Annotated in this window: 17 protein-coding genes; 6 read left to right on the top strand and 11 right to left on the bottom strand. The window is 67.5% G+C overall.

Annotated features, from left to right (window positions below):
- The first annotated feature begins 2 nt into the window (after positions 1–2).
- A complete protein-coding gene (locus G539_RS0102935) occupies positions 3–1,250 on the top strand; it encodes a glycosyltransferase family 4 protein (RefSeq protein ID WP_029073870.1) in 1,248 nt (415 codons plus the stop codon).
- On the opposite strand, the gene G539_RS0102940 is transcribed toward G539_RS0102935, so the two are convergent.
- From G539_RS0102940 to G539_RS0102965, 6 genes are all read right to left on the bottom strand, one after another.
- Positions 1,199–2,383 (bottom strand): SGNH/GDSL hydrolase family protein, encoded by a 1,185-nt coding sequence (locus tag G539_RS0102940; RefSeq protein ID WP_029073871.1) that lies wholly within the window; start codon positions 2,381–2,383, stop codon positions 1,199–1,201. The genes G539_RS0102935 and G539_RS0102940 overlap by 52 nt on opposite strands.
- Positions 2,384–2,424: 41 nt before the next feature.
- Complete coding sequence (locus G539_RS0102945; protein WP_245576783.1) at positions 2,425–3,534, bottom strand: glycoside hydrolase; 1,110 nt, start codon at positions 3,532–3,534, stop codon at positions 2,425–2,427.
- Positions 3,521–4,777, bottom strand: a complete 1,257-nt coding sequence (locus tag G539_RS0102950; RefSeq protein WP_029073873.1) for a polysaccharide pyruvyl transferase family protein — start codon at positions 4,775–4,777, stop codon at positions 3,521–3,523. The genes G539_RS0102945 and G539_RS0102950 overlap by 14 nt, the downstream gene beginning before the upstream one ends.
- 87 nt (positions 4,778–4,864) lie before the next feature.
- Positions 4,865–6,040 (bottom strand): polysaccharide pyruvyl transferase family protein, encoded by a 1,176-nt coding sequence (locus G539_RS0102955; RefSeq protein WP_029073874.1) that lies wholly within the window; start codon positions 6,038–6,040, stop codon positions 4,865–4,867.
- A 32-nt stretch (positions 6,041–6,072) separates the two neighbouring features.
- A complete protein-coding gene (locus tag G539_RS0102960; protein ID WP_051231043.1) occupies positions 6,073–8,793 on the bottom strand; it encodes a glycosyltransferase in 2,721 nt (906 codons plus the stop codon).
- Positions 8,786–10,225 carry a DUF6212 domain-containing protein gene (locus G539_RS0102965; protein ID WP_029073876.1) on the bottom strand — a complete coding sequence of 480 codons (1,440 nt, stop codon included), beginning with the start codon at positions 10,223–10,225 and terminating at the stop codon, positions 8,786–8,788. The genes G539_RS0102960 and G539_RS0102965 overlap by 8 nt, the downstream gene beginning before the upstream one ends.
- Before the next feature lie 287 nt (positions 10,226–10,512).
- Here G539_RS0102965 and G539_RS0102970 point away from each other — a divergent pair, with 287 nt between their 5' ends.
- Positions 10,513–11,028: a GNAT family N-acetyltransferase gene (locus G539_RS0102970; protein ID WP_029073877.1), complete on the top strand. Its 516-nt coding sequence runs from the start codon at positions 10,513–10,515 to the stop codon at positions 11,026–11,028.
- A 15-nt stretch (positions 11,029–11,043) separates the two neighbouring features.
- Here the strand turns inward: G539_RS0102970 and G539_RS0102975 are convergent, their stop codons facing one another.
- Positions 11,044–11,289 (bottom strand): hypothetical protein, encoded by a 246-nt coding sequence (locus G539_RS0102975; protein WP_029073878.1) that lies wholly within the window; start codon positions 11,287–11,289, stop codon positions 11,044–11,046.
- 149 nt (positions 11,290–11,438) lie between these two features.
- Between G539_RS0102975 and G539_RS0102980 the strand changes: the two genes are divergently transcribed.
- Both G539_RS0102980 and G539_RS0102985 read left to right on the top strand, forming a co-directional pair.
- A complete protein-coding gene (locus G539_RS0102980) occupies positions 11,439–12,077 on the top strand; it encodes a DsbA family oxidoreductase (protein ID WP_029073879.1) in 639 nt (212 codons plus the stop codon).
- A 21-nt stretch (positions 12,078–12,098) separates the two neighbouring features.
- Complete coding sequence (locus tag G539_RS0102985; protein WP_029073880.1) at positions 12,099–12,518, top strand: VOC family protein; 420 nt, start codon at positions 12,099–12,101, stop codon at positions 12,516–12,518.
- Between the two features lie 405 nt (positions 12,519–12,923).
- Here the strand turns inward: G539_RS0102985 and G539_RS0102995 are convergent, their stop codons facing one another.
- Both G539_RS0102995 and G539_RS0103000 read right to left on the bottom strand, forming a co-directional pair.
- Positions 12,924–13,469, bottom strand: coding sequence for a putative glycolipid-binding domain-containing protein (locus tag G539_RS0102995; protein WP_029073881.1), 546 nt, complete (start codon positions 13,467–13,469; stop codon positions 12,924–12,926).
- 5 nt (positions 13,470–13,474) lie between these two features.
- A complete protein-coding gene (locus G539_RS0103000; protein WP_051231044.1) occupies positions 13,475–14,947 on the bottom strand; it encodes an NAD-dependent succinate-semialdehyde dehydrogenase in 1,473 nt (490 codons plus the stop codon).
- 156 nt (positions 14,948–15,103) lie between these two features.
- Between G539_RS0103000 and G539_RS0103005 the strand changes: the two genes are divergently transcribed.
- A complete protein-coding gene (locus tag G539_RS0103005; protein WP_169516606.1) occupies positions 15,104–16,297 on the top strand; it encodes a serine hydrolase in 1,194 nt (397 codons plus the stop codon).
- Positions 16,298–16,394: 97 nt separating this feature from the next.
- On the opposite strand, the gene G539_RS0103010 is transcribed toward G539_RS0103005, so the two are convergent.
- A complete protein-coding gene (locus G539_RS0103010; RefSeq protein WP_029073884.1) occupies positions 16,395–17,495 on the bottom strand; it encodes a linear amide C-N hydrolase in 1,101 nt (366 codons plus the stop codon).
- Positions 17,496–17,791: 296 nt separating this feature from the next.
- On the opposite strand from G539_RS0103010, the gene aguB reads away from it, so the two are divergent.
- Positions 17,792–18,682 carry an N-carbamoylputrescine amidase gene (gene aguB, locus G539_RS0103015; RefSeq protein ID WP_035829904.1) on the top strand — a complete coding sequence of 297 codons (891 nt, stop codon included), beginning with the start codon at positions 17,792–17,794 and terminating at the stop codon, positions 18,680–18,682.
- On the opposite strand, the gene G539_RS0103020 is transcribed toward aguB, so the two are convergent.
- Positions 18,679–19,386, bottom strand: coding sequence for an HAD family hydrolase (locus G539_RS0103020; protein WP_029073886.1), 708 nt, complete (start codon positions 19,384–19,386; stop codon positions 18,679–18,681). The two genes, aguB and G539_RS0103020, sit on opposite strands and share 4 nt — an antisense overlap.
- Positions 19,387–19,453 lie beyond the last annotated feature (67 nt).

Consider the following 19,453-nt stretch of genomic DNA (forward strand, 5'->3'; position numbering starts at 1 on the left):
GCATGAAGGTCCTCTTCATCCACAGACGCGGCGTTGGCCAGTTCGAGCACCTGGCCGCCAATCTCGCTGCCGCCGGCGGCGAGGTGACGCTGATCACCGAAAGCGTGGATCGCCGCCTTCCGGGCGTGCGCATCCTCCGCCACAGGGCCGAGCCCCCGGCGCAGCCACACGCCATTCGCAGCAGCCCGCTCGCCACCACCGAGCATCATGTCCGCCTCGGCCTGCGCGTGGCCGAGACGCTCGACGCGCTGGTGAGGAACGAAGGGCCACCCGACATCGTGCTCGGCCATATCGGCTGGGGCAGCATGATGTTCGTGAAGGATGTCGTGCCGAAGGTGCCTGCCCTCGGCTATTGCGAGTTCTACTACCACGCCGAAGGCGCCGATGTCGGTTTCGACCCGGCCGACGTGATCAATCTCGGCGTCCGCCAGCGCCTGCGTCTGCGCAACGCCGCCCAGCTGGTGACGCTCGACGCGATCGAGGCCGGCATCAGCCCGACCGGATGGCAGCGCAGCCGCTATCCCGAAGGCGCCCGCCGGCGGATCGCCACCTGCCACGACGGCATCGACGTCAGGCGGTTCCGCCCCGATCGCAGCCGTGGCCTTACCCTGCCAGACGGCCGGGTCATCCGCGCCGGCGATCCGGTCGTGACCTTCGCGGCGCGCGATCTCGAACCCTATCGCGGCTTTCCACAGGCGGTGAAGGCGGCGGCGCGCGTCCTCGAGCGCAACCCGAACGCGGTCTTCGTCTTCGTTGGCGGTGATTCAAACAGCTATGGCGCGGCGCGCAGCGACGGACGCTCCTGGAAGGAGGCAATCCTCGAAGAGACGCCGCTCGATCCGGCGCGCGCCTTCTTCCCCGGCCAGGTGCCGCATGAGACGCTGACGCGGCTTTTCCAGATCTCGGCCGCCCACGTCTATCTCACCTACCCGTTCGTGCTGTCCTGGTCGGTGCTGGAGGCGATGTCCTGCGGCGCGCTGGTGATCGGCTCGGCCACGGCGCCGGTCGAGGAAGTCATCAGCCACGGGCAGAACGGGCTTCTGGTGCCATTCTTCGAGCCGGACGCCCTCGCCGACACCATCCTCGACGTTCTCGCGCGCCCGCAATCCTTCGTCGACATGCGCATTCAGGCGCGCCAGACGATCATCGAGCGCTACGCGCTCGACCGCTGCCTGGCGCGCCAGCGCGCGATCATGGCTCAGATGCTGGGGGCTGCCGCAACCCGCTCGACGCTCGCCGCCACCGGCTGAGGCCTGTCTCTCTCGACCGCCTCGGCGACGCAGGATTTCAACGTTCCCGTATAGAGCATGCCGAGCAACGGCAGCGCGGTCTGCGCGGCCGGGTCCCATGCGCCATGCGTGACATTATCCTTCGGCAAGTGCCGGTTGGGACGCGGCGCGCCGCGCGCGACCTCGATCGTGCAGGCGAGGCTCGCGGGCTCCTGCAGCAGCGCGGGGCCGGGATAGAGGAATTCGCAGCTCAGCATCGAGAGCAGGAACTTGAAATTTCCGTCGCGCACGCCGCCCTTCAGCATCGCCGCCTCGACCGTCTCGCCCCCCATCGTCACCTGCAGCGCGCCGATCTCGGGCGAGCAGACATAGGAGAAGGCGAGCGGCCTGCCCTTCTCGAACTGGAGCTTCAGCCGGTGGCCGCCGAGATCGGCGGTCGTGGCGGCGAAGCGGCGGTTCTTGTATTCGCGCGCCGGCAGGCCGCAGGTCTCGACCAGCGTCTTCGCGTCGATGATGCTGGCGCCGGCGAAATGATGCGGATCGACCGCCACCGGCAGGGCGCGCGGCCGTACCGGCAGGCTCAGAACCCGCTCCAGCTCATCCGCCACGATGTCGGAAACGATGGAGGTGGCGATCGGGCGCGCATAGTGGCCCTGGTCGGAATAGAAGGCGGGATCGGTCACGACCTCGCGTCCGAAGCGGCGCATCAGGCTGCGCGAGACGTTGATCACCGACGTCTCGTACCAATCGGAGATGTAGTGCATGCCGGCGTCGATCGACGGCACCGCGCTGACATAGGTGCCGCCGCGGGCGCCGAACACGAGCGAGACGACGCGCAGCGACGGGTTCAGCTCCAGCGCATGGCGGATGATGCCCTCGTAGAAGCGGGCCCAGTGGCGAAACGGCCGCCGCTCGTCGCCATAGACGAAGGCGTCGTTCAGCGCGTACTCGATGATCAGCAGGTCGGCCTCGGCGAGGCCCGGATGCGACTTCAGCTGGAACAGGCCGAAGCCCGACGTCGTGCCGCCGACCGAGAGATCGGCGACGACGTCGAGCGCGTGCCCGCGCCGCGCCATGCTGGTCAGGAGGCTCGGCCAGTAGCCCGGCTGCATGACCGTGTTCGAGCCGCCGATGACGATAGTGCGGAGCGCCATATGCGCCGTCCTCCCTGAAGGTTATGCCGGGGACCGGGACATCAGTCGGCCATCGGCCGGATGGCGGCGCGGCCGGCCGAAGACAGGCTGCCGCAGCGCCAGACGCTGTAGGGCGTCTCGCTGTCCCAATCGAAATAGTAGGCGGCCTCGACGCGGCCGGCGGCGATATCGGCGTCGATGATCGCGCGCACCTGCTCCACCTGCGCGGCGCGGACCTTGTCGTCGATGGGGCAACGCGGCGAGGTGTTGGCGACGCCCCATTCCGTGATCCAGCACGGCTTGCCCGCGCCGTCCGGCCCGCAGAACGACAACGCCTCGCGAACGAGGCCGTCGCGGCGGGCGCGCGTGCCGGTGCTGCCGGGATAGACATGGATGCCGTAGGCATCGACCAGCGCATCGAGCCCGAGCGCCTGCATGCGGGCGGTCCAGTCCGGCGCCGGCACGATCTCCAGCCCGATGCGGCGCGAGAACGGCACCGGCATGTCGGAAAGGCCGGCCGAGATCAGCTTGGCATTCTTGTTCAGTCGGCTCGCCGCCATCTCCTCGCGCGTCACCCGCACGATGTCGACATAGCGCGCAAGCCCTTCCACCACCTTGGCCGGATCACTCTTGGTCGGATCACTCTTGGTCGGCGCCGCCTTGGCATCCGCGCTGACCGCGAGGTCGCCATTGTAGCCGGCCCAGTTGATCTCGTTGCCGGGTTCGATGCCGACCAGTTCGACGCCGAGGCGGTCCAGCTCTGCCAATGTCTGGCGCAGCACGGTGCGATAGCGCTCGGGATCGAGGTCGGAGAGGCGGTAGACGTCGAAACTCTTGCCCTTGGCCGAGCGCCGCGAGGTGCCGTCGGGATAGAAGGCGCGGTTGTTGAGCGAGATTTCCAGCAGCACGCGCAAGCCGGCCGCATGCGCGGCGCGGACGGCGTCGAGGCTCGGTTCGACCGGCGCGCTCAGCGACAGCCGCACGGAGGCGACGCCGCTCCGCTTCATCGCGTCGATGACGTCCTGCCGCTCGTCCGGCTTCTTCCAGCCGAGATTGACCCGGTTGAAGCCGAGCTCGGCGGCAGAGGCGCCGGAGCCCGCCGTCAGCAGGACCATCGCCCCGGCGACGAGCGCCGGGGCGATGCGCGCGCGCGTCCGGCTACGCAGGCTCATGCGCCCGTGCCGCGGCTGCGAGGGTCGGCGCCGGCGGCGCGACCTTCGCCGGCTGCGCGAGCGCGGCCTGCTTGATGCCGATGTCGTTCAGCGCGGTGCGGAAATTCAACTCGCAGGCATTGTAGCGGTCGAGCGACGCCTGCGCGTCGATCGTCGACAGGAACTCCTTGAGATACGCCTTCTTCTGCGTCTCGCGGTTCCAGACGCCGGCCTCGAGATGCGGGAAGCCGATGAATTCCAGCATTTCACGCATGCGGTCGTCGACGGCGATCATCAGCGAGGGAATTCCGGCCTGCATGGTGATGATGCAGCCGTGGAAGCGGCGGCCGAAGGACAGATCCAGCTGCGAGGCCCAAGTGCGCCAGCGATTGGTGTCGAAGAAGACGTGCAGTTCGTTCTTGCGCTGCCACTTCTCCTGGTGCTTGTACTCCATCGGCGCGATCAGGCGGCCGGACGGCGGGTCGTAGGCGAGCGTCTGGTCGTCGCCGACGATGTTCATGTTGTAGACGGTCACCTCGTCCTGGATGACGTAGTGCGCGGTGCTGTCGGGCTTCAGCAGCACATGCGCGTCGACGATCGTGTCGGCGACGCTGCCGAGATAGCCACCGAAGGCGATCTTCTGCGCTTCCACCAGCTCGGGATTGGCGATCTTGGTCAGCGCCTGGCGCATGCCGTTCGGGTTGAAATAGAGCGACGGGCAGCCGGTCGGCCGCACGAACTTCATCCCCTGCTCCTTGAGGAACTCCGAGGTGAAGTAGCCGCGCGTCAGGAAATAGCTCTCCTTGGCGCGCAGCACGTCGAGGAATTTCTGCGTGCCGGCCGGCAAGTCGTCGCGGAGGTTCGCCTTTTTCTGGATGCCGATGCCCATTACGACGACCGGCAGATTCAGCTTCTCGAACACCTGCGCCTCGAGATCGGCCGAGAGGCCCGGCCGCAGCAGGTTCGCCGAGGCGAAGACGCAGATGTCGAAGGTCCGCGCCAGCTCGTCATAGACGTCCTGCGACGACAGGCTGTTGGCGAGATGCCAGAACGGCACATAGGTGACGTCGTGGCCCTGCAAGGCATGGCCGGCGCCCTCGCCGATCAAGTAATTGCCAGTATTGGCGATCTTCTTGACCTGATCGATGACGTTCTTCTTGGTCAGGATGTCGTCGAAATAGGGCCGATGACGGACCGCGGCGCCGGAAACGCCGGAGACGGTGCGCTGGAGATAGGAAGGGATGCCGGTCAGCAAGATGCGCATGACGCTCGTCCTCTGAATGCGGGGAAGGCCAGGGGCTGAGAACGGCCCTGCCCGCTCCGGTCTGTCGGAACGGGCGGGCGTGAAAGGCTAGTTCAGGCCGATGTCGCGCAAGGTCGCGCGGAAATTGCTCTCGCGATCGTTGTACTTCTCGACCACCTGCGGAACGTTGAGGTCGGCGAGATGGTCGGCGACGAACTCGGCCCGGTCATTGGCCGCCTCGAGCGCCGAGGCTTCGACCGACGGCAGGCCGGTGAAGCGCAACATCTCGCGCATGCGGTCATCGACGGCCACCATCAGGCCGGGCACGCCCGACTGCAGGGCGATGATGTTGCCGTGGAAGCGGCGGCCGATGGAGAAATCCATCGACGAGGTCCATGCGCGCCACTGGTTGGTGTCGAAGAAGGTGTGCAGCTTCAGCTTCCGCTGCAGCTGGTCCTGCGCCTTGTATTTGAGATCGCCGATCATCTGGCCCGAGGTGGAATCGAACACCCGGCCGTCCTGGTTCGGCTCGACCTTCATGTCGAAATGCAGGAACTCGTCCTGCACGACGTAGAAGGATTCGCTCTCCGGCTTGCTCAGCATATTGACGTCGCGGACTGCTTCCTCGGTCGCGCCCAGATAGCCCGAGAACACCGTCCGGCCGCTGCCGACCTTGACCTCCGGAAGGCGCTTCAGCGCCGCGCGCATGTTGTCGGGTAGGAAATAGACCGAAGGACAGCCCGTCGGGCGCACGAAGGAGAAGCCGCGCGACTTCAGGAACTCGGCCGTCTCGTGGCCGCGGGTGAGGAAATAGTGTTCCTTGCCCTTCAGCACGTCGAGCAGCTTCTGCGTGCCCTCGGGCAGCCCTTCCTCGAGGTCGGCGCGGTTCTGGATGCCGATGCCGAGCATGACGATCGGCATGTTGAGGTTCTTCAGCACGAGCGCCTCGGCATCCGCCGAGAGGCCCTTGCGCAGCAGGTTGGCGCACGTGAAGACGCAGATGTCGAAATTGGAATTGATCTCGTCGAGGCCGGTGCCGTTGGTGCAGGCATTGTGCAGGTGCCAGAACGGCACCTGGGTGGCGTTCGACGGCATGGCGCGCAGCGCGCCCTCGCCGATCAGGTAGTTGCCGGTATTGCTGATGTTGGTCAGCTCGCGCAGGAAGGCTTCCTTGCTCTCCGGCTGCAGCTGCTGCTCGCCATAGTGCACCGTCGCGCCCTTGGCGCTCCGAACGAGCCTCGTGTAGTGGCCGGGAATGCCCGTGACCAGGATCCGCGAACGCATATAGACGCACCTCTCCTCTTGTCCCGGCGTCGTCAGGCGACGGCCGAAACCTCAATCTCGTTGTTGGTTGTCTGCGCCGCCCGGCGCGGTGCGCGGGCGACGATCCGCGGGGTGGGTGTCACCGCCTGGTCGCACCATTCGACAAAGGCGCCGAACGATGCCGCCCAGGAACGACCCGACGCCGTGAACAGGCCGCCGTCGCGCAGACGACCGAGCAGGCCGCGATCGCGGGCGAGCGCCTCGACCGCTGCGGCGAGGTCGGCGACGATCTTCAGATCCGCCTCCCCCTCGATCAGGATGCCGTCGCGGCCGTCCGTGACGAGCTCGTCCACGGCGCCCACGGCGGTCGCGACCGGCACGCAGCCGACCAGCTGCGCCTCCGCGATCATCAGCGGCGCGCCTTCCCAGCGCGACGGCATGATCAGGATGTCGCCCCAGGCGAGCACGCTGGCGATTTCGCGCCCGCCGAAAACGGGCGGACGGACGGCGACGCCGATTTCCTTGAGCTTGCCGGTCCAGGAGCTCGGCTGCTCGGCCAGGATCTCGCCGCCGACCGCGAGCGCCTCGAACGGCACGCCGCGGGCGCGCAGGTCCTGCAGCGCTGCATGGATGCGGTCGATGCCCTTCTGCGGCTCGAAGCGGCCCATATAGAGGACTTTCAGCGGCGCGTCGGGCGCCCGCTGCTGCCGGTGCTCGGCGATCTCCGCCATCATCTTCGGTTTCACCGAGATGCTGGGCGCGTTGGCGACCGCGAAGATCTTCTCCAGCGGCACGCCATAGCTGTGCAGATAGACCTTGAGCTGCTCCGAGCAGGCCAGGAACGCGTCGTAGCAATGCTCGTGCGCGATCGCCGCGAAGGGCTGGCCGGCCGGGCGCCGCAGCGGCGTCTCGTCGACGACGTGCAGGTAGCAGGCGGTCCTTGCCCCCTCGGATCGCAACCGCGCCATCAGCGGATGCACCGCCATGACGTGGTTGTTGATGATGAGGTCGAAGCCGGAAAGCAGACCCTTCAGCGCGTTCCAGTCGATGTCGTGATGCTCGGCGATGAAGTCCTGGCCGAGGAAGCGGTTGGAGCCACCCCAGGCCGGGATGCCCGCCTTCCAGAAATGGATGTGGTCGAACGCGCCGTCGAACTCGTCGAGCACGTCCATGCGGGCCGAGCCGAGCACGAAGAGATGGGTCTCGTATCCCTCCGCCTTGAGTTCGCGCGCCGCCGCGAAGGCGACCTTCTCGGCGCCGCCGAACGAGGCGTTCGGCACCAGCAGCGCCAGCGTGCGCTTGCCGTCGCGGGCCTGGCCGAGCGGCAGCACGGGCGCGCCACCGACCTCGGTGCGCAACTGCTTGTAGAGCTCGGACAAGGCCGGCAGCCGCGCGCCGCGCCAGGTCCAGCGCCGATCCGCCATCGACTTCAGCGGGCTGGTGGCGATCGTCTGCACGAGGTTAATCAGCGACTGCTCCGGCGTCGCGGAGGAACGCTTGGGGGCTGCGCCGGGGAAGGGAAAGCGGACCTTCACCACGGCGACGGTCGGCCAGATCTGGTCCGAGGCGATCGAGCCGAGCCAGCCCAGCGCGTCGTTCTGGATCGCGTCGCGCACGATCGTCGACGACACGAAGACCAGGTCGGCCCGTCCCTTGCGGACATAGCCGGAAGGCTGCACCTCGATGTCGATGCCGCGCTCGGCGGTCGCGTTGCCGATCTGCACGAAGACGACATTCGCCGCCTCCGTCGCGCGCTCGAGATGCATGAGCAGGTTCGGCCAGAGCCGCGACTGCTTCAGAAGCTTCAGCGTCTCGCCGCTCGCCGCCGCCAGGAAGGGCGGGAAATGGACGTTGTCCGGCTCGGCGGCGCTGCCCCAGAAAGCCCGGATCGCCTCGTCAAAGTCGAGTTCGGACGCCGGCTTGGTCGGATCGGTGAAGCAGCCGATGGCGCCGTCGCCGGTCCTCAGGAAAGCATAGCGCGGGCATTCCTCGTGCTCGAAGTCGACGAGGGTCGACCGGCGGAACAGCGCCTTGTGCCGACGGCGCAGGAAGCTGACCGAGGCGGCGCGGTCGCGGTTCGCCTCCTTGAAGCGGCTCTCGGCCCGGAGGCGGTATTCGAACGCCGTATCGTGGCAAGGCGCGCCGACGAAGCCCGCCTCGATGCAGGAAAGCCAGAACTCCCAGTCCTCGAAGCCGTTCTGGCGATCGGCGTCGAAGCGCACGCCGGCGCGAAAGACGTCGATCGAGATCATCGAGCCGGTGTCGCAAATATTGTCGGAGACGCAATGCGTCAGCCGCGAGTAACGGTCGCCGTAATGCGCGCCCCAGCGCACCGAGAACGTGTCGATGTTGGTGTAGACCCAGCCGCACTGCGCCTCGACAAGGCGCTGATACAGCGTCTCGATCGTGGTCGGCAGCACGCGGTTGTCGGCATCGAGGAAATAGACGGCCTTCGCATCCGGCAGGTTCCCGACGATGAAGTCGATCGCCCGGTTGCGAGCACCGCCGGGACCGGCATTCGGCCCGAAGATGACATGCAGCTCCGGCCGCGTCGCCGCGTAGAGCGTCAGCGCGTCGAAGACCTCGCGACGCGGATCGCCATCGACGGAGACGACGACTTCGATCCGGCAGCTCGTCTGCGAGGCGAAGGCGGTTTCGAGCGCCTCGATCGCCAGCGCCGCATGGCCATAGAGGGGCATGGCGATGACGACGAGATCCGCCGCTTCGCCGCCGACGAGATCGGTGCCCTCGCGATCCAGGACCACGCTATGCATGGACCGCCTCCCCGCGCGCCTCGACGTCGAAGTGGCGGACCAGGCGGAAGTCGAACACCTTGAGCCAGGAGAAATCGACCGAATCCTCCTTGGCGCGGCTCAGCACGACGAGGTTCATCGTCCGCTGGATCGGGCTGTCGAGCATGATGTTGATGCTGGCCGATTCACCGGCCACCACGTCGCGCCAGCCGCTGAAATAGGCGGAGCGGCGCGCGGCGCCCTCGCGCTCCAGCACGGCGATCTCGGAACGCAGATTGGCGGCGCTCGGCGCCAGCAGGAAGCCGACCCGCGCCGGCTTGCCATCGGGATGGTCGATCGTGGCGCGCGCCGCGAAGCGCACCGTGCCGGGCGCGACGACATTGGCGATGGCGCCGGCCGAGATTCCGGCCGGCAGCGGGTGGCAGACGATCGCATCCTCGTGCTCGAGGAAACGGATGGTCTGGAAATCGGGCACGATCGGGCTGACCGAGACGTCGGCGACGGCGCGCAGCGCGTCGAGCGGCAGGCGGTAATCCTCGATCCGTCGCCCGCTCATCAGCGCGCTCGGCGCGATCGAGTTCGGCAGCGCCGTCGGCCGTACGCCGGGCACGCCGGCATAGATCTTCATCGCCAGCGGCCGGTGATCGAGATCGCCGTGCAGCGAGCGCGAGCGCGCGGCATAGCGATGGCTGGCGATCGGATGGCCGAGCGACGGCGATGGCGGCTCGGCGCCATTGGCCGAGACGCGCAGCCGCAGCGTGCGCGGGCTGCCGTCGCAGGCCTTGGGCAGCGAGAAGAAGTTCCAACCGGCGGAGAGATCGGAGAAGGGCACCAGCCATTCGGCGACGCCCTCGCCGCTCTCGACATAGTCGAGCGTGACGATGACCTCGCCGGCCCCCTTGGCGACATCACGGAAATGCAGCGCGAAGCCGGAGACGCCGAAGCTCGAGACGGGAAGAAGCTGCTCCACCCAGCTTTCGCGCATCAGGCGGCCGATGCCCTCGTCCTTCGGATCGACGAAGGCGTCATGCGCGAAGATCTCGCTGGCCGGCTCCCAGTTGCGGGCCCGGAAGGCGTCCTCCAGCACGCGGAAATTCTCGAACAGGGTCTCGCGCTCGCGCCGGAGCATGACGAGCTCGGCCGCCATCGTGCGCGCATGGTTCGAGATCCGTCCGAGCCCGGATTGGAGCACCGTCTGGATGAGCGCGGCAATGCCGTCCTGGTCGCGCTCGATGCGGATCACCGGCGGCGCGGGAATCGTCGCGAACTTCGCCAGCGCGGCGATCGCCGCCTCGACTTCGGCATTGGCCGCGGCGGAGGCCGCGACAGCGATCACGGGATAGACGTCGCGGATCGTGCCATCGCTGCAGAACAGCTCGTCGGTGAAGGTGACGAGATGCGCCAGCGGCCCGGCAGCAAGAACGGCGCGATCGCTGGCGCCACCCAGCACCATTCGGAGTGTCGCTTTGGTTTGCGTGGGAAAAACCGGCTCGAGCTGGCTCTTGATAGGTTTGTTCACGTCGCAGCGTCCGTTCATGCACAGCAATCCAGTCATAACCGCACCCAATACGATCAGACGAATTCGCTTTCTCTTCAGCTTCGACAATTACTAACGCTGCCTTTTGCAGCGCACAACAAGTATTTACTCAAATATTAATTGCCAATATTCGAGTTCATTGTTTCAAAATTGAAAACGAAATAGACTTGTTGCCATAGGCAAAGACTTGCTAGTTTGCCCAAATGATCATCAGAGACGAAACCACAGCCGACTATGCCGCGATCAAAGCCCTGGTTGACGCCGCGTTCCTCGGCCATCCGCACAGCAATCAGGGCGAGGCAAGGCTGGTCGGCGCCCTGCGCGACGCCGGAGCGCTGACGCTCTCGCTGGTAGCGGAGGCAGACGGCAAGCTGGTGGGCCACATCGCCTTCTCCCCCGTCGAGGTCGATGGCAAGGAGCAAGGCTGGTACGGGCTGGGGCCGGTCGCGGTGCAGCCGGGGCTGCAGGGACGCGGCATCGGGCGCGCCCTGATCGAGGCGGGCCTGGCACGGCTGGCGGCGCTCGGTGCAGGCGGCTGCGTGCTGGTCGGAGATCCGGCGTTCTACGGGCGCTTCGGCTTCCGCGCCGATCCGCGCCTGACCTATGCGGGCGTGCCGCCGGAATATTTCATGGCGCTAGCGCTGGCACCGCAGGACGGCAAAACGCCCGCGATTCCCGCGGGCGCGGTCCAGTATCATCCCGCCTTCGACGACGCCTGAGGCGCCGAAGCGGGCTCAGGAGTGGCGCGGCAGGCTGGCGCGGATGTTGTCGCGGCTCATGATGCCGGCGAGGATGGCGCCGAGCAGCGCGCAGATCACCAGGCCGATGCCGGCCCAGAACATGACGAAATAGGCGCAGTCGCCGCCGCTGCAACCGACATTGACGATGCGCTGCAGCAGCATGCCGATTCCGACGCCGGTACCGACGCCGACAATGCCGCCGAAGATCAGACCGAAGAACGCCGCGAAAGCGATACGCATGGTTTTATCCTGAGAATGGAATCAAATCGCCGGGGAGCCATAGCACCGATGCGTTGCCGCGCCTGTGTCCTCGGTCACGCAGTCTTGGTATAGCTGACGTTCATTTCCGATTGGTTGACGCGGCCTTACCACGCAGTGGGAGAATGTAAATGCCGGACCTCCAGATCGACGTCGTGACCGACATCGTGTGCCCCTGGTGCTTCATCGGCGTCGCCCGGCTGGAGAAGGTGCTCGCCAGGACCGGCGCCGCCGCCCGCATCGTCCACCACCCGTTCTTCCTCGACCCCGACGTGCCGCCGGAAGGCATCGACGTCGCCGAGAAGCTCAGCAAGCGCTTCGGCGGCGATCCCTCCGCCATGTTCGCGCGCGTCGAGGCCGAGGCGCGCAAGACCGGCATCGCGCTCGACCTCTCGAAGCAGCCGCGCCAGCGCCCGACGGCGGCGGCGCACACGCTGATCCGCCACGCGCTCGAGAAGGGCACTCAGGAGGCGCTCGCCATGGCGCTGTTCCGGGCGCATTTCATGGACGCGCGGAACGTCGCCGACCCCGAGATTCTCGCCGCCATCGCCGCCCGGCACGGCTTCACCACCGAGGAAGCGCGCCAGCTCGCGACCGACGCCGAGGAACTGGCGATCACCCGCCAGCTGGCGCTCGACGCGGCGCAGGGCGGCATCAGCGGCGTGCCGTTCTTCGTGTTCAACCGGCGCTCCGCCCTCTCCGGCTGCCAGCCGGAGGATGTCTTCGAGCAGGCTCTCGCCCAGGCGGCCGCCCCCCAGATCCGCGCCTAAGCAGGAGGCTGAAATTTCGGCATGGTCCATTCTTCCCACATCTTCCCGGTGCTGCGTTATCGCGATCCGCGCGCGGCAATCGGCTTTCTCGTCAAGGCTTTCGGTTTCGAGCTGACGACGATGCACGAGCTGCCGGACGGCGAGCTCCTGCATGCCGAGCTCCGTTTCGGCGTCGACATGGTGATGGTCGGCGGCTTCAGCCCGGAGATCGTGGCGAGCGGCCGCACGGCGAGCGGCGGCGCCGGCGGCCTCTATCTCTCCGTCCGTTTCGTCGATGGCCATCACGACAAGGCGATTGCCGGCGGCGCCAAGGTGACGCGCCCGCTGGAGGATACGGACTATGGATCGCGGCAATATTCCTGCCGCGACCTCGAGGGCTATGAATGGACCTTCGGCACCTACGACCCGCTCGGCGAGGACGGCAAGGTGGCCGACGCCTAGGTCCACCTGCGCGCCCTGTCATCCCGCTGAGACGGAGCCGGCCTAGGATCCGCGCCATGAGAGGCGCGATGAAACGGCAGCGAAATTTTCAGGCTCGAAACGCAAGGAGCTCGGCGGGACCGATGCCGGAGCGGACGGCGGTCGCCGAGCCGCGCATGGCCATGCTCGCCTTCGCCCCGCGCGACGCCTCGAGGGCGCTGATGGCGAGGCTCTTGGGCCGCGCCTGGCGCCCGACCTAGGACCGCTCCTGTTCACCTCTCCCCGAGGGTGAGATCGACGGCCGGAGGCCGGCGGGTGAGGGGCAAAATCCTCTCCGGCGGGTTCCCTGCCCCTCACCCGGAGCTTCGTTCCGACCTCCCCATGGGAGAGGTGAAGAGGGAGCCACGATGTCGTCGTGCACGGCTTTCACGGCACCCGGCGGAACAGCCCGTCATAGAGCGTCACCAGCCCGCTCTCCTCCGTCTCGATCTCGGCGCGGAACGTGCCGTCGACCGCCTCGTAGAGATAGCGGCGGCCCGCCTCGAGGCAGGTGTAGCGCTGATGGTCGAGCCCGATCTCGAGATCGGGGAAGCGCACATAGACGGCGGTGATCTCGCGCGCCTCGCCCTCCTCCAGGCGCAGCCTTCGGATGGTCAGCGCGTTGGTGACGGGGCTGGCCGAGAGATCGACGTCGAGCGCGCCGACCAGCGCCGGCACGCGCTTGCCCTCGCTGTTGCGCCAGAGCCCGTCGCCGTCCGATTGCAGGGAGATCGACGGCCCGCCGACGACGGCGACGCGCGCCTGAGCCACCAACCCGTTCGGATGACAGGTCAGTTCGTAGCGGGCGGCGAAACGTGCGTCGCCGCCCGAAATCAGCGCGCCCTCGGCGACCGCGCCGGTCGGCCGGTCGCTGAACACCATGTGCTCGAGGCCCTCGCCATCCCAGCTCTGCCAGCGGACCGCTTTCGACATGGCGGCTACCGATCGAGGCCGGCGACGAGAAGATATTTCTTCTCGACGAATTCATCGATGCCGTGATGCGAGCCTTCGCGGCCGTTGCCGCTCTCCTTGACGCCGCCGAACGGCGCCAGCTCGGTCGAGATCACGCCGGAATTGATGCCGACGATGCCGTATTCGAGCCCCTCGCCGACCCGAAAGATGCGGCCGATGTCGCGCGAATAGAAATAGGCGGCAAGGCCGAACTCGGTATCGTTGGCCGCCTTCACGACTTCCTCCTCCGTCTCGAACCTGAACACCGCCGCGATCGGCCCAAACGTCTCCTCGCGCGCGATCTGCATGTCGCGCGTCGCCCCGGTCAGAACGGTCGGCTCGAAGAAAGTGCCGCCCCGCTCGTGGCGATGGCCGCCAACCGCGATCGTCGCCCCCTTGGCGGTCGCGTCCTTGAGGTGTTCCTCGACCTTGGCCACCGCCTTGTCGTTGATCAGCGGCCCCTGCGTGATATCCGGCTCCGCGCCATTGCCGACCCGGAGCTTCTCGACGGCCGCCGTCAGCTTCGCGACGAAGGCGTCATGGATGCCGGCCTGGGCATAGATGCGGTTGGCGCAGACGCAGGTCTGGCCCATGTTGCGGAACTTGGAGATCATCGCGCCCTCGACAGCGGCATCGAGATCCGCGTCGTCGAAGACGATGAACGGCGCATTGCCGCCGAGCTCCAGCGCGACCTTCTTCACCGTCGTCGACGCCTGCCGCATCAGGAGCTTGCCGATCTCGGTCGAGCCCGTGAAGTTGACGAGGCGGATCGCCGGATGCGACGTCAGCACGCCGCCGATCTGGCTGGCGCTGCCGGTGACGACGTTGAAGACGCCAGGCGGAATGCCGGCCCGGTCTGCGAGCTCGGCCAGCGCCAGGGCGGTCAGCGGCGTCTCGCCCGCCGGCTTCAGCACCACCGTGCAGCCCGCCGCCAACGCCGGCGCCACCTTGCGGGTGATCATCGCGGCCGGAAAGTTCCAGGGCGTGATCGCCGCGACCACGCCGGTCGGCTGGCGCAGCACCAGAATGCGAGCATCGGCGCGATGGCTCGGCAGCGTCTCGCCGGCGATCCGCTTCGCCTCCTCGGCGTAGAACTCGACGTAAGCCGCGGCGTAGTCGATCTCGCCCTTCGCCTCGGCGAGCGGCTTGCCCTGCTCCGACGTCACGATCATGGCGAGGTCGTCGTGATGGGCGCGGATCCGCTCGAACCACTGGCGGACCAGCTTCGAACGCTCCTTCGCCGTCTTGGCGGACCAGCTCTTGAAGGCCGCGGCGGCGGCCTCGACCGCCTTCGTCGTCTCGTCAGCGCCGAAATTCGGCACCATGCCGATGACATCGCCCGTCGCGGGGTTGGTGACGGGGATCGATCCCTCGCCCACCCAGGCGCCGTCGACATAGCATTGGCCCTTCACCAGACTCGGATCGATGAGCCTCAGGGTCTTGACGGTCGACGTGTCCATGGCGCTACTCCCTTGCATTCCAGCCAACGGCGGAGCCGAGGCGCCGTTCCCTTCGATCGAGGATAGCGCGGGCGGCGCGCCGCCGCCATGGACGGCTGCCAGGCAACGACGGACGGATCGGCGCACCCTGCCGGTGTCCAATACCGGGAGGGGAGCATGATGGGCCTGTTGGGACGCCTCTTCACGATGGTCGCCTGTGTCGGCCTGCTGGCCGGGTTCGCTCCCGTCAGCGCGAGGGCCGAAACGCCGGCGGCCACGCTCGAGCATTTGCTGAAGACGGATCAACCGGCTCCGGACCGCTTCACGTCGAGCTTCCTCGCCGCCGTGCCGGCCGCAGAAGTGGGGCGCCTGATCGCCGGGCTGCGCGCGCAATACGGCGCCCTCCAGGCGATCGAGCCGAAAGCCGATGGCGGCTTCCGGATCCGCCTGGAGCGCGCCGCCATCCCCGCCAGCATCACGCTCGACGGCACGGGCCGCATCGCCGGCCTCTGGTTCGGCGCGCCGGAGATCGCGGGCGAGATCAACGACCATGCCGCGACCATCCGTGCGCTACCGGGAGAGACGGCGCTGCTGGTCCTGAGCGATGGCCGCGAGGTCATCGCCCGCAATGCCGACACGCCGTTCGCCGTCGGGTCCGCGGCCAAGCTCGCGATCCTCGCCGCGCTGGACGAGGCCATTTCGGCGGGCCGGCTCGCCTGGGACACCGTCGTGCCGCTCGACGCGGCATGGAAATCGCTGCCGACCGGACAGTTGCAGGACTGGCCGGCCGGAACGCCCGTCACCGTCGCGACGCTCGCCAATCTGATGATCTCGATCAGCGACAACACCGCGACGGACGCGCTGATCGCGCTGGTCGGCCGCGACGCGGTCGAAGACGTGACAGCCACCGACGCGCCGTTCCTGACGACGCGCGAGTTCTTCACGCTGAAGACCGAAACGAATGCAAAGTTGCGGGAGACTTGGAAGACGGCCGACACCGAGGCCCGGCGCGCGACCGTGAAGCAGATTGCCGGCGCGCTGCTGCCGACCGCGATCAGCCCGAACGCGACCCACTCAGTGGAGTGGTTCCTGACCGCCCGCGAGCTTTGCGCCCTGCTCGACCGAACGGCGGCGCTGCCGGCGGTCTCGATCAATCCCGGCGTGGCGGATGCCCCGCGCTGTCGGCGCGTCGCCTACAAGGGCGGATCCGAGATCGGGGTGTTGAACCTCTCCACCCGACTGGTCGGGCACGACGGTCGCGTGCACTGCGTGGTGGCGAGCTGGAACGACGACGATGCGCTCGACGACGAGCGCCTGATGACGCCCTATCGGGCCATCCTCCAGCGCCTCGCCGAGCCGGACGAGGGCTGACCGGAAGCGTTCAGGCCGGCGCAGCCGGAAAAGACATCGCCGCCCTGCTGCCCCCTTCGGGAGCCAACGGGCGGCGATGCTTCGATCAGAAGTAGGCTCAGGCCGCGGCCGTCAGGGCTGCGCTGGCGTCCGTCACGGCCGGCGCGAGCTTGGCCATCGGCTTCGTCTGGAAGGCAGTCACGGAACCGAGCGCCTGCAGGTCGAAGCAGGCATAGTTCATGCCGCCGCTGTCGCGGATGTAGAAGCGACGGCGTTCCAGGTCGGTCAGGCTGGTCCAGCTGGTCGATTCCGTCGGGATCGTGGTGATCTCGTGGCCCTCGACATGGAGGTGGCCGCTGCCCTGATTGGGCGGATCGATCGTGATGCCGCGCGGACGATCGAAATTGTTCATGATGTGCGCGACCATCTGAACGGCCTTGTCGGCATCGGTCTGCTTCTCGGCGAACTGCGCGTAGTAGGCGGCACGGATGAAGCGATCGACCGACGTGTCCGTGCCGGGCAGGCCCGCCTTGGCGATGCCCGAGCCGGGCTGCGCCACGTCAAAGCCGTTGAACTGGCCCGTCGAGTGATCGACGTTGTTCAGGAAGGCGTAGTTGTTGAGATTGGTCAGGTGCCACGAGAACTGCGGCGCGTTGGTCATCACGCCGACGGGGTTGTCGTAGACGGTGCGGACGCCCTCGTGGAATTCGATCACCAGGCTGGCGCCGGTCGTGTCATGGACCGAATAGTGGAAGGGCATCGGGATGTTGCCGAGGATCGGCACCGGCGCGAGCAGCACAGCCTGCTTGTCGAGCGCTGCCTTCACTTCGGCGACGGTGGCGAACTGGCCGAGCACCCAGGCGCCGAGATCCTCCGCCGCCAGAGCGGCCTCGCTCGCGTCGACCGGCGCCTGCGGACCGGCGGCCTTCGGATAGGACTGGACCGAGAAGGTCAGGCCGGCGTCATTGAGACCCTCGATGACCTTGAGGTCGCCGGGGGCGAAGCCCTTGCCCGGAGCCGGCGGCACCGACGGCATGGTGACGGCCACGACGGCGTGGCGCATTGTCCACTCGAGCGCGGGATGGCCCTCGACGGTCGACGACAAGGCGAAATCGCGCGGGAACAGCGAGATCAGGTAGGGCAGCTCGATGCTGAGTTCCAGCGTGCGGCCCAGATAGGCGCGATCGGCTGCGTCACGATAGAGAAGCGATGTGCACAAAGCGATAATCCCCCGCCCCTGACGGAGCTTTCTTCCAATGGCCCCTGGGACGGGCCGACGAAACTTGTGCGCTGAGAGTAGCCTCGCGCATTCGACAGGCGCCAGCATTATCTCGCAACCCATGCAACTGTGACGCAGGGTGGTAAATCCATGGTTGTACGCCGCCTCAACGCCGGCCGCGCGGCTCGGCGGGCGCAACGCCAGGGTCCGGGCCATGGCCGACTTGACGATCGGCGGTGGATCGCGCCCTATCGGATCGTCCTCATTCGCCTCACCGCCCCGGAGAAGGATCGATCATGCGCCAGGTCACCGTCGCCGCGACGCAGATGGAATGCGACTGGGATCGCCGCGGCAACATCGCCCGCGCCGAAAGGCTCGTCCGGCGGGCCGCCGCCGATGGCGCCAACATCATCCTGGTCCAGGAACTGTTCGAGACCCCCTATTTCTGCCAGGACCAGTTCCACGACCATTTCAACCTGGCGCTGCCCTTCGACGGCAACCCGCTGATCGCCCATTTCGCCGGGCTGGCGGCCGAGCTCGGCGTCGTGCTGCCGGTCAGCTATTTCGAGCGCGCCGGCCAGACCGCCTATAACAGCATCGCCATCGTCGACGCCGATGGCGGCGTGCTCGGCAATTATCGCAAGAGCCACATTCCGGACGGGCCGGGCTATACGGAGAAATTCTATTTCTCCCCCGGCGACACCGGCTTCCGGGTCTGGCCGACGCGCTTCGGCAACATCGGCGTCGGCATCTGCTGGGACCAGTGGTTCCCGGAAAGCGCGCGGGCGATGGCGCTCGCCGGCGCCGAGATCCTCTTCTACCCGACCGCGATCGGCTCGGAGCCGCAGGACGCCTCGCTCGATTCGGCGGCGCACTGGCAGCGCGTCATGCAAGGCCACGCCGGCGCCAATTTGATGCCGCTGGTCGCCTCCAACCGGATCGGCACCGAACGCGGCCTCAGCGGCACCGAGATCACCTTCTACGGCTCCTCCTTCATCGCCGATCCGACCGGCGCCAAGGTCGCGGAGGCGGATCGCAGCAGCGAGACGGTGCTCACCGCCACCTTCGACCTCGACGCGATCGCCCATCAGCGCCGCTCCTGGGGCGTGTTCCGCGACCGCAGGCCGGAGCTCTATGGTGCCCTCACGACCCTGGACGGCCGCCACCGGCACGCGTCGATCGGCTAGTTGATCGCCTTGAGAAGATCCGGCAAGTAGCTGATATCGCTGATGACATGATCGGCGTGAGGGCCCAGCGAATCCGCCGACAGCAGTCCGCTCTCGACCGCGATGCCCATGACGCCGGCGGCGCGCGCCGCATGCATGTCGTGCAGCGTGTCGCCGATCAGGACGGTCTCCTCCGGCTTGTGGCCGAAGCGCTCCATATAGGCGACGATCTGGCCCGCCTCCGGCTTGCGGCCATGGCCGGAATCATAGCCGATGATCGCCTCGAACCAGTGCGCGAGGCCGAGGCGCTCGCATTGCGCGCGGGCGCCGGTCTCGGAATCATTGGTGATGACGCCGAGCTCGTAGCCCTCCGCCTTCAGGCTCTCGAAGATCAGGCCGGGCGCGCCGATCGGCGCCGCCGCGTGCAGCGTCGCCTCGTGCAACAGCCCGCGCAGACGCGCGTCGAACCCGGCATCCTCGGCCGGCAGTCCGAGCGCCACGGCCCAGAGCGGGCTGAGGTCCGCGACCGAGCTGCCGACGAAGGGCGAAGTCGGGATCAGCGATCCGGCGTCGAGGTCGTAGCCGACGATCTCGGCAAGCCGTCCGGCGACGATGGAATCGCCTTCGGCCAGCGTCGCGATCACCGCGCCGGTCGCGGTGTTCCAGGTCTTGGCGAAGTCGAGAAACGTCCCGTCCTTGTCGAACAGGAGGGCGCGCAGCGGCATGGCTTGATCCGTCGAAGGTCCTTGGTAGCGTGGGTGTAGCACAGCCGCGTCGGCGAGGCATTCCCGC

Source organism: Kaistia adipata DSM 17808 (assembly GCF_000423225.1).
In the GTDB taxonomy this organism is placed as follows: domain Bacteria; phylum Pseudomonadota; class Alphaproteobacteria; order Rhizobiales; family Kaistiaceae; genus Kaistia; species Kaistia adipata.

Coding starts and splice junctions, on each gene's coding strand:
- G539_RS0102960 (WP_051231043.1), bottom strand. CDS start 8,793: ATGCATAGCGTGGTCCTGGATCGCGAGGGCACCGATCTCGTCGGCGGC.
- G539_RS0102955 (WP_029073874.1), bottom strand. CDS start 6,040: ATGCGTTCGCGGATCCTGGTCACGGGCATTCCCGGCCACTACACGAGG.
- aguB (WP_035829904.1), top strand. CDS start 17,792: ATGCGCCAGGTCACCGTCGCCGCGACGCAGATGGAATGCGACTGGGAT.
- G539_RS0102995 (WP_029073881.1), bottom strand. CDS start 13,469: ATGTCGAAAGCGGTCCGCTGGCAGAGCTGGGATGGCGAGGGCCTCGAG.
- G539_RS0102970 (WP_029073877.1), top strand. CDS start 10,513: ATGATCATCAGAGACGAAACCACAGCCGACTATGCCGCGATCAAAGCC.
- G539_RS0102940 (WP_029073871.1), bottom strand. CDS start 2,383: ATGGCGCTCCGCACTATCGTCATCGGCGGCTCGAACACGGTCATGCAG.
- G539_RS0102965 (WP_029073876.1), bottom strand. CDS start 10,225: ATGGTGCTGGGTGGCGCCAGCGATCGCGCCGTTCTTGCTGCCGGGCCG.
- G539_RS0102935 (WP_029073870.1), top strand. CDS start 3: ATGAAGGTCCTCTTCATCCACAGACGCGGCGTTGGCCAGTTCGAGCAC.
- G539_RS0102950 (WP_029073873.1), bottom strand. CDS start 4,777: ATGCGCATCTTGCTGACCGGCATCCCTTCCTATCTCCAGCGCACCGTC.
- G539_RS0103000 (WP_051231044.1), bottom strand. CDS start 14,947: ATGGACACGTCGACCGTCAAGACCCTGAGGCTCATCGATCCGAGTCTG.
- G539_RS0102945 (WP_245576783.1), bottom strand. CDS start 3,534: ATGAGCCTGCGTAGCCGGACGCGCGCGCGCATCGCCCCGGCGCTCGTC.
- G539_RS0103020 (WP_029073886.1), bottom strand. CDS start 19,386: ATGCCGCTGCGCGCCCTCCTGTTCGACAAGGACGGGACGTTTCTCGAC.
- G539_RS0103005 (WP_169516606.1), top strand. CDS start 15,104: ATGATGGGCCTGTTGGGACGCCTCTTCACGATGGTCGCCTGTGTCGGC.
- G539_RS0102980 (WP_029073879.1), top strand. CDS start 11,439: ATGCCGGACCTCCAGATCGACGTCGTGACCGACATCGTGTGCCCCTGG.
- G539_RS0102975 (WP_029073878.1), bottom strand. CDS start 11,289: ATGCGTATCGCTTTCGCGGCGTTCTTCGGTCTGATCTTCGGCGGCATT.
- G539_RS0102985 (WP_029073880.1), top strand. CDS start 12,099: ATGGTCCATTCTTCCCACATCTTCCCGGTGCTGCGTTATCGCGATCCG.